At 60.3% G+C, this 6,675-nt stretch carries 8 protein-coding genes; 1 reads left to right on the forward strand and 7 read right to left on the reverse strand.

The window, feature by feature from the left end; genetic code table 11:
- Positions 1-51: 51 nt before the first annotated feature.
- Positions 52-954: an AEC family transporter gene (locus AAAB16_RS22945; RefSeq protein WP_340665423.1), complete on the reverse strand. Its 903-nt coding sequence runs from the start codon at positions 952-954 to the stop codon at positions 52-54.
- 393 nt (positions 955-1,347) lie between these two features.
- Here AAAB16_RS22945 and AAAB16_RS22950 point away from each other — a divergent pair, with 393 nt between their 5' ends.
- Positions 1,348-2,067, forward strand: a complete 720-nt coding sequence (locus AAAB16_RS22950; protein WP_340665424.1) for a TorF family putative porin — start codon at positions 1,348-1,350, stop codon at positions 2,065-2,067.
- Between the two features lie 22 nt (positions 2,068-2,089).
- Here the strand turns inward: AAAB16_RS22950 and AAAB16_RS22955 are convergent, their stop codons facing one another.
- The 6 genes from AAAB16_RS22955 to fmdA form a co-directional block, all read right to left on the reverse strand.
- Positions 2,090-2,383 (reverse strand): chaperone modulator CbpM, encoded by a 294-nt coding sequence (locus tag AAAB16_RS22955; protein ID WP_340665425.1) that lies wholly within the window; start codon positions 2,381-2,383, stop codon positions 2,090-2,092.
- Positions 2,384-2,385: 2 nt separating this feature from the next.
- Positions 2,386-3,309, reverse strand: coding sequence for a DnaJ C-terminal domain-containing protein (locus AAAB16_RS22960; protein ID WP_340665426.1), 924 nt, complete (start codon positions 3,307-3,309; stop codon positions 2,386-2,388).
- Between the two features lie 75 nt (positions 3,310-3,384).
- Positions 3,385-3,651, reverse strand: a complete 267-nt coding sequence (locus tag AAAB16_RS22965; protein WP_340665427.1) for a DksA/TraR family C4-type zinc finger protein — start codon at positions 3,649-3,651, stop codon at positions 3,385-3,387.
- Positions 3,652-3,749: 98 nt separating this feature from the next.
- Positions 3,750-4,613, reverse strand: a complete 864-nt coding sequence (locus AAAB16_RS22970) for an oxaloacetate decarboxylase (protein WP_110618160.1) — start codon at positions 4,611-4,613, stop codon at positions 3,750-3,752.
- A gap of 195 nt (positions 4,614-4,808) precedes the next feature.
- Positions 4,809-5,156 carry a zinc ribbon domain-containing protein gene (locus tag AAAB16_RS22975; RefSeq protein WP_340665428.1) on the reverse strand — a complete coding sequence of 116 codons (348 nt, stop codon included), beginning with the start codon at positions 5,154-5,156 and terminating at the stop codon, positions 4,809-4,811.
- Between the two features lie 158 nt (positions 5,157-5,314).
- The gene (gene fmdA, locus AAAB16_RS22980; protein WP_110618158.1) at positions 5,315-6,544 is read right to left on the reverse strand and encodes a formamidase; all 1,230 of its coding nucleotides are present in this window, start codon (positions 6,542-6,544) and stop codon (positions 5,315-5,317) included.
- Positions 6,545-6,675 lie beyond the last annotated feature (131 nt).

Below are 6,675 nucleotides of genomic sequence, written 5' to 3' on the forward strand. Positions count from 1 at the left end.
GCCCAACCTACGGTCGAATGTAGGTTGGGCTGAGCACCGCGAAGCCCAACGTCACCCAACCACCGCCGCGCCGTAGCCGGCCGAAAACAACAGCCCTAACACCACCGGCATCACCGCCGCGCTACCGAGGTTGCCGATCAGCACCAGGGAGGCGACTGTGTGCGGTTCACGCCCGTATTGCTCGGCGAGCATGTAGTTGAGCACCGCTGGCGGCAGCGCGGCGAATACCCATAGGCAGGCCAGTTGCAGGCCTTGCAGGTCAAGCAGTTGAATCAGTGGCCAGGCGAGGATCAGACCACTTGCCGGGCAGGCGACGGCGCCGAGCAAACCGACTTTCCAGGCGCTGAAGTCGACGTCGAGCATGCGTACACCAAGGGCAAACAGCATCAGCGGCACGCAGGTGGTGCCGAGCATATTGGCCGATTCAAGAAACCAGTGCGGCAGGTGCACGCCGCTGAGGTTAAGCGTCAGGCCGGCGAAGGTGGCCAGCACCACGGGAATGCGCCACAGCCGCCACACAGGCGTGGCCGGGTCGAGCATGCGCAGGCCAACGGTAAAGTGCAGCAGCATCTCGACAATAAACAACACCACCGCTGCCGGCAGGGCTTTTTCGCCAAAGGCCAACACCATCAAGGGCAGGCCCATATTGCCGGTGTTGTTGAACATCATCGGCGGTAGAAAGGTGCGCCAATCGAGCTTGAGCCAACGCGTCAGGGGCCACAGCAGCAACCCGGAACCCAGCACAATCGCCGCGCCGCCGAGTGCCAGGCTGGTGTAGTCCTGCAACGCCGCTTTGCTGTCGGCGAGCACGGCGAAGATCAGCAACGGCACCAGCAATTCCATATTCAAGGTATTCAGGCCGCGCATATCCGGTTTACGGAAATGGCCGTACAGCGCGCCGCAGCCGGCGATCAAAAATACCGGCAACAACGTGGCGAGAATCTGGGAAAACATTACCGCTCCAGACAACAGATAAGGCTGAGGAAGATCGTTAGCTTGGCAAGTATCGTGCCGCCCTCGGCTGCCGTGCACAAGCCCTACTGGCGACTTAGTAGCGTCTAGCCAGCGGCTTTGCGCCTGATTAGTGGCCAATCCGACAGCCTGTCCATTTTTTCGCCTGAATCGACGAATGGCGCCCTATCGAAAACTCAGGGCGTTAAGCTCGGACCGCTCTAGCCAGCGGTTCTGCGCCTGTTCAACGGTAAACAGCGCGCGATTAAATGCCCCACAGAGGGCGAACTTTCTGGTTTGAACGACGTTGCGACGGCGCGCCAACCGCCCTCGCTACAACGGCCGAGCGCCCCTGCCAGCGTGCACGCCACTCCTCAATATCTGGAGTGAAGAGTCATGAACATAGCAAAGGCCACTCTCCTGGCCCTGACCGTATTTGCCTGCGCTGACGCCCATGCCCAGGTACTGCAACGCGAGCTGGGCGATTACGACCTGCGACTGGGCACCACGCCCACCCGCAGCATGGCCCAAGGCTTGGTACAGCCGTCGCAAGGCGGCACCTTTCAAGGCGGCCTGGACCTTACCCACGACAGCGGCTGGTACTTGGGGCAGTGGTCACCGAGCATGGGCATTGCCCGCGACAGCCGTTTGGAGCTCGACTCCTACAGCGGCTTTAAACGCCCTTTCAACGACCGCTTCGGTTACGAGCTCGGCCTGATCCGCTACAGCCACCCAGGCTTTAGCGCCGAGGACAGCAACGAGTATTACGCCGGCTTGACCCTGCTCGACAGCCGCTTTGGTGCCGCCGTTAGCCAGGCACCCGGACGCGCCGACAGCACCTTGCTGATGAGCTTGGCGCTGCAGCCGTTTGCTATGAATGTGTCGATGAAATACGCCAACCATACGCTGGACGATGCCGTGGGTTATGGCGACGGCAGGCTGGTGCGGGTGTTTAACGACTGGTCACTGAACCTGTCGCGGCCCTGGGCCGGGATCGACCTCAACCTCTCCTACAGCGGCTCCAGCCTGAGTGGGCCGCAGTGTGTGGCCTATTCCGGGCACAACGGCTATTGCGAGGACTTTGTGCAGCTCAAGGCTGAGCGGTCGTTTTTCTAACGCGGCGAACTACTCGCCAAGGCTATTGGCCAAGAAAGCGCCCCAACTGGCTCTTTAACTGCTGATTCTCGCGACGCATCTGTTCCAGATCGTCGAGCAGTTGTAGCGCCAGGGCGATGCCGGACCATTCCATTTCCAGCTCACGCTGCAAACGCGCGGCGCGCCGGCAGGTGATCAGTGCGTGTTGGTCAAACAGCCAGGTGTCGGGGCCGCGGCCGGTGGGGTCGATAATGCCGTGCTCGACGATTTCGATCACCAGCGTGGCGGGGATCGCCACGGTCTGACAAAGCTCTTGCATGCCTAATGGGACGCTCATATTTATTTGCTCCATTCGCTGCGGGGATCGAAGTCGACCTTCTGCGCCAGCTTCTCCCAGAGTTTGCGCGCATCGTCGTCGGTGGTTTTCGGCATCACGACCTTAAGCTGGGCATACAGGTCGCCACGCTCACCGGCCTTATTGTTCAGGCCACGGCCCTTGATGCGCAGGCGCTGACCGGTTTGGCTATTGGCCGGAATGGCCAGGGTGATGCGGCCGTTCAAGGTGGGCGCTTCAACCTTGGCGCCCAGCGCGGCTTCCCAGGGCGCCAGCGGCACGGTCAGCACCAGGTCGCTGCCTTGCACGTCGAATAGCGGGTGCGGCGCAAAACGAATATTCAGGTACAGATCGCCCGCCTGGCCACCGGCCATACCGGGGCCGCCCTGGCCTTTAAGGCGAATACGTTCGCCATCGCTCACGCCGACGGGGATTTTCACGTTGAGGCTTTTGCTTTGCCCGGGCTGGCCCATACCGCCGGGCAACTGGAAGGAAATTTTCTTCGCTTCGCCGGTCAGGGTTTCTTCGAGAAACACCGGCAGCTCCATTTCCACATCCTGACCTTTGCGTGCACGGTTGCGCGCCTCTTCGGCACCGCCACCACGGCGGAAGATCGATTCGAAGAAGTCTGAATAGTCGCCGCCGTAGGCATCAGTAAACGCCCCTGCGCCCGGCTGTCGGCCACGCGGGTGCTCAAACGGCCGGCCGTGTTGGCCGTACTTGCGCAGGTCATCAAACTCGGCGCGTTTCTCGGCATCCTTGAGCACTTCGTAGGCCTCGGCCACTTCCTTGAAGTGCACCTCGGCGTCTTTTTCTTTGCTGACATCCGGGTGGTATTTACGCGCCAACTTGCGGTACGCGGCCTTGATGGCCTTGTCGTCGGCGGTGGGTTCCACACCGAGAATCTTGTAGTAATCCTTGAAATCCATTCGAGCATTCCTCAACGGCAAAACACCCAGCCGGCACAGTGATGCGAACAGGTGGTGAGAGTTAGTTAAACGGGATCAGCGCAGCTGGCTGTCTTTACTGCCGCGGCGGTTATAGCCGCTATTCGCGGACTGAGCTTTGTCGTGCTCAGCCTGACAGGCCACACACAAACGCACACCGGGAATGGCCTGGCGCCTGGCCTCGGGAATGGCGGCGTCGCATTCTTCGCAGTGTTTCAGGCTCTCGCCCTTGGGCAGCTGGCTGCGGGCGCGCTGGATGGCGTCCTCGATGCTGCTGTCGATCTGCTCTTGTACTGCTCCGTCACTTGCCCAACCGCCGGCCATGATCTGTCTCCCGCACACTGTTGCGATAAACACAGATATGGGCGCGCGGGCGCTGTTTTACAAGCGCGAGCAAGCTGGAGCGGTACGAACGGTCGGGTTTATTCCTTCACTTCCATAAACTCTTCGGCCCACACCAGGTAGTCCTCGGGCTGGGTGTACTTGTGCGACAAGGCCGACGCGCTGAGGTCGCTGGCAACGATCTGGCGTTGCTCGCGCAGGCAATCGTAGGTGGCTTTGATCGCAGCGAAGTAAGCAGCATGGCCGTCGACCACAATGCGTACACCCAGGCTGGCCAAGCGCGCATCGTCGACCAACGAGGGGTTGGCGTAGGTCACCAGCATGATGGGTACGGTGAGGTGCTCGGCGATTTTTTCCAAGTGTTCGAAATCGCTGATGCCGACCATGCAGATGCCATCGGCACCAGCACGTTGATAAGCCTGGGTGCGGCTGATCACTTCATCAACCGACAACACGCCGGCATTGGTGCGGGCAATGATCGCCAGCTCGGCATCCACGCGCGCTTCCAGCGCTGCGCGAATTTTGCCGACGCCTTCTTCCACCGGAATCAGGTCGGTGGACTTACGGCCGAATTGCGCCGGCAGCAAGGTGTCTTCCAGGGTCAGGGCGGCGACGCCAGCACGCTCCAATTCCATGACCGTGCGCATCACGTTGAGCGCGTTGCCATAGCCGTGGTCGGCGTCAGCAATCACCGGCAAGTTGGCGACGCGGCCGATACGGGTGGCCTGCTCGACAAACTCGCTCAGGGTGATCAGGGCGAAGTCTGGCGCGGCCAGCACCTGCAGGGAGGCGACGGAGCCGCCGAGGATGCCCACTTCAAAACCCAAGTCACCGGCAATGCGCGCGGACATGGGGTCGAAGACGGAAGCGGTGTGATAGCACGCATTGGACGCGAGCAAAGCGCGGAAGGCACCGCGTAGCTCGTGGTGGGAGGCTCTGGGCATAGGGGTTCCAACAGCTGTTTTTATAGGTGGTATGAGTCGTTACTTAACCTTAGCAAGACACATACCCGCCGCCAGCTTAACCCACAGGCCCTTTCTAGAGCCTTTCAGTGGCGATTTTCTGGCTGGAGGTGGCGAATTTACGCCGCTCACAGCCATGTAGGGGCGGCCCACCGCCACTACCTGATAAGTGGCTGATCAATGACTAATCATCCACGGCCGCCCAGCCGGTTTGCCTTTCATGGCGTGGGGGTTGGCTTTGGTCGGCGCCAAAGGTTTGTTGGCGCTGCAACAGCCGCAACCGGCAGGGTGTTTGCGCGCCTGTTTGTATTCATCGAGGGTTTGCGGTGCATGGGCTGCACGCTCATTGGCGGCATGGGCACGGCGTTGGCTGCCGGCCATGGTCGACAAGCCTGGAGCCGATAAAATCACCCGCCGACTTACCCCATCACAGCGTGGGCATTGGCAAGGCTCATCGCGGTCAGCCATGGGCCGCAGCATCGTAAAGTCGCCGCACGCGGCGCAGTCGTATTCATAGATCGGCATCGTTTAGCCTCCGTCATCCCCGCGCAGGCGGGGAACCAGAATTTCAAGACGACGTGCGAGATGTACAGCCCGCACGTTTCCCACAGCGTCTTATCGAGGTTCCATCACCTGGGCCACACCAACGCCGCCCAGCCCTGGTGTAGCCCAGGCGACGAAACTTATTTGTCCGGCGCTTTGGGTAAATCGATGCTGCCATCGAGGTACTTGGTCGGGCCGGAAGCATTCGGGTTGATATCGAATTCAAAAATCTCGGTGGGCAACCACAACGTGGCGCAGGCGTTAGGGATATCCACCACGCCACTGATATGCCCCTGCACCGGCGCAGAACCAAGCAACGAGTAGCCCTGGGCGGGCGAGTAACCAAACTTGGTCAGGTAGTTGATGGCGTTCAGGCAGGCCTGCTTATAGGCCAGGTTGACGTCCAGGTAATGCTGCTTGCCGTTGTCGTCGACCGAGATGCCTTCAAAGATCAGGTAGTTGTTATAGGCCGGCACAATCGGGCTGGGCTTGAAGATCGGGTTCTTGATGCCGTACTTGGCCATGCCGCCTTTGATCAGCTCGACCTTCATATGCACCCAGCCAGCCATTTCGATGGCGCCGCAAAAGGTGATTTCGCCGTCGCCCTGGCTAAAGTGCAAATCGCCCACCGACAGGCCTGCGCCGTCGACATACACCGGGAAGAAAATCTTCGAGCCGCGCGACAGGTCTTTGATATCGCAGTTACCGCCATGCTCACGCGGCGGCACGGTGCGCGCGCCGGTCATGGCTGCTTGGTTGCGCGCATCGCCTTTAAGCTTGCCCATATGCGCGGTGGGCGCCATCGGTGCGTTGGCCAGCGGTGGTACGCGGGTGGGGTTGGTGTCGATCAGCTCCTGCTCGCGCTTGTTCCATTCGGCGAGCATTTTGTGGTCGGGCAGGCAGCCGATTAAACCGGGGTGAATCAAGCCGGCGAAGTTAACCCCGGGAATATGCCGCGAGCTGGTGAACATACCTTTGAAATCCCAGATCGACTTTTGCGCCTCGGGAAAATAATCGGTGAGAAAACCACCGCCGTTCTGCTTGGAGAAAAAGCCGTTAAAGCCCCACAGCGAATCGGGCTTGGCACCGATATCCAGCAGGTCGACCACGAGCAAATCACCCGGCTCGGCGCCGTGCACACCCACCGGGCCGGAGAGGTAATGCACGGTGGTCAAATCCACATCGCGCACATCGCTGGCATCGTCGTTGTTCTTGATTGCACCGGCGGTCCAGTCATAGGTTTCCAGAATAAAATCGTCGCCCGGCTTAACCCAGCAGGCCATCGGAATATCCGGGTGCCAGCGGTTATGAATCTGCTCGTTTTCGGTGGCGGCCTGGTTAAGGTCGACCTTGATCAGCGTATCGGTCATGACAAAACTCCTCGGACCTTTTGAAGGGTGGGCGCGGTGGTGCGCCGGGGTACGGAGCTAGTCTTGTCTGGCTGGGGAAATGGATAAATACGTTGGATGACGTATGCCTGAAGCGCCTGATTGGCGGGGGT

Origin of the sequence: Pseudomonas sp. (genome assembly GCF_037994325.1) — a bacterium.
Classification (GTDB): domain Bacteria; phylum Pseudomonadota; class Gammaproteobacteria; order Pseudomonadales; family Pseudomonadaceae; genus Aquipseudomonas.

Bases quoted from the DNA above. Each gene is read 5' to 3' on its own strand.
- AAAB16_RS22945 (WP_340665423.1), bottom strand. From the start codon at position 954: ATGTTTTCCCAGATTCTCGCCACGTTGTTGCCGGTATTTTTGATCGCC.
- AAAB16_RS22950 (WP_340665424.1), top strand. From the start codon at position 1,348: ATGAACATAGCAAAGGCCACTCTCCTGGCCCTGACCGTATTTGCCTGC.
- AAAB16_RS22955 (WP_340665425.1), bottom strand. From the start codon at position 2,383: ATGAGCGTCCCATTAGGCATGCAAGAGCTTTGTCAGACCGTGGCGATC.
- AAAB16_RS22960 (WP_340665426.1), bottom strand. From the start codon at position 3,309: ATGGATTTCAAGGATTACTACAAGATTCTCGGTGTGGAACCCACCGCC.
- AAAB16_RS22965 (WP_340665427.1), bottom strand. From the start codon at position 3,651: ATGGCCGGCGGTTGGGCAAGTGACGGAGCAGTACAAGAGCAGATCGAC.
- AAAB16_RS22970 (WP_110618160.1), bottom strand. From the start codon at position 4,613: ATGCCCAGAGCCTCCCACCACGAGCTACGCGGTGCCTTCCGCGCTTTG.
- AAAB16_RS22975 (WP_340665428.1), bottom strand. From the start codon at position 5,156: ATGCCGATCTATGAATACGACTGCGCCGCGTGCGGCGACTTTACGATG.
- fmdA (WP_110618158.1), bottom strand. From the start codon at position 6,544: ATGACCGATACGCTGATCAAGGTCGACCTTAACCAGGCCGCCACCGAA.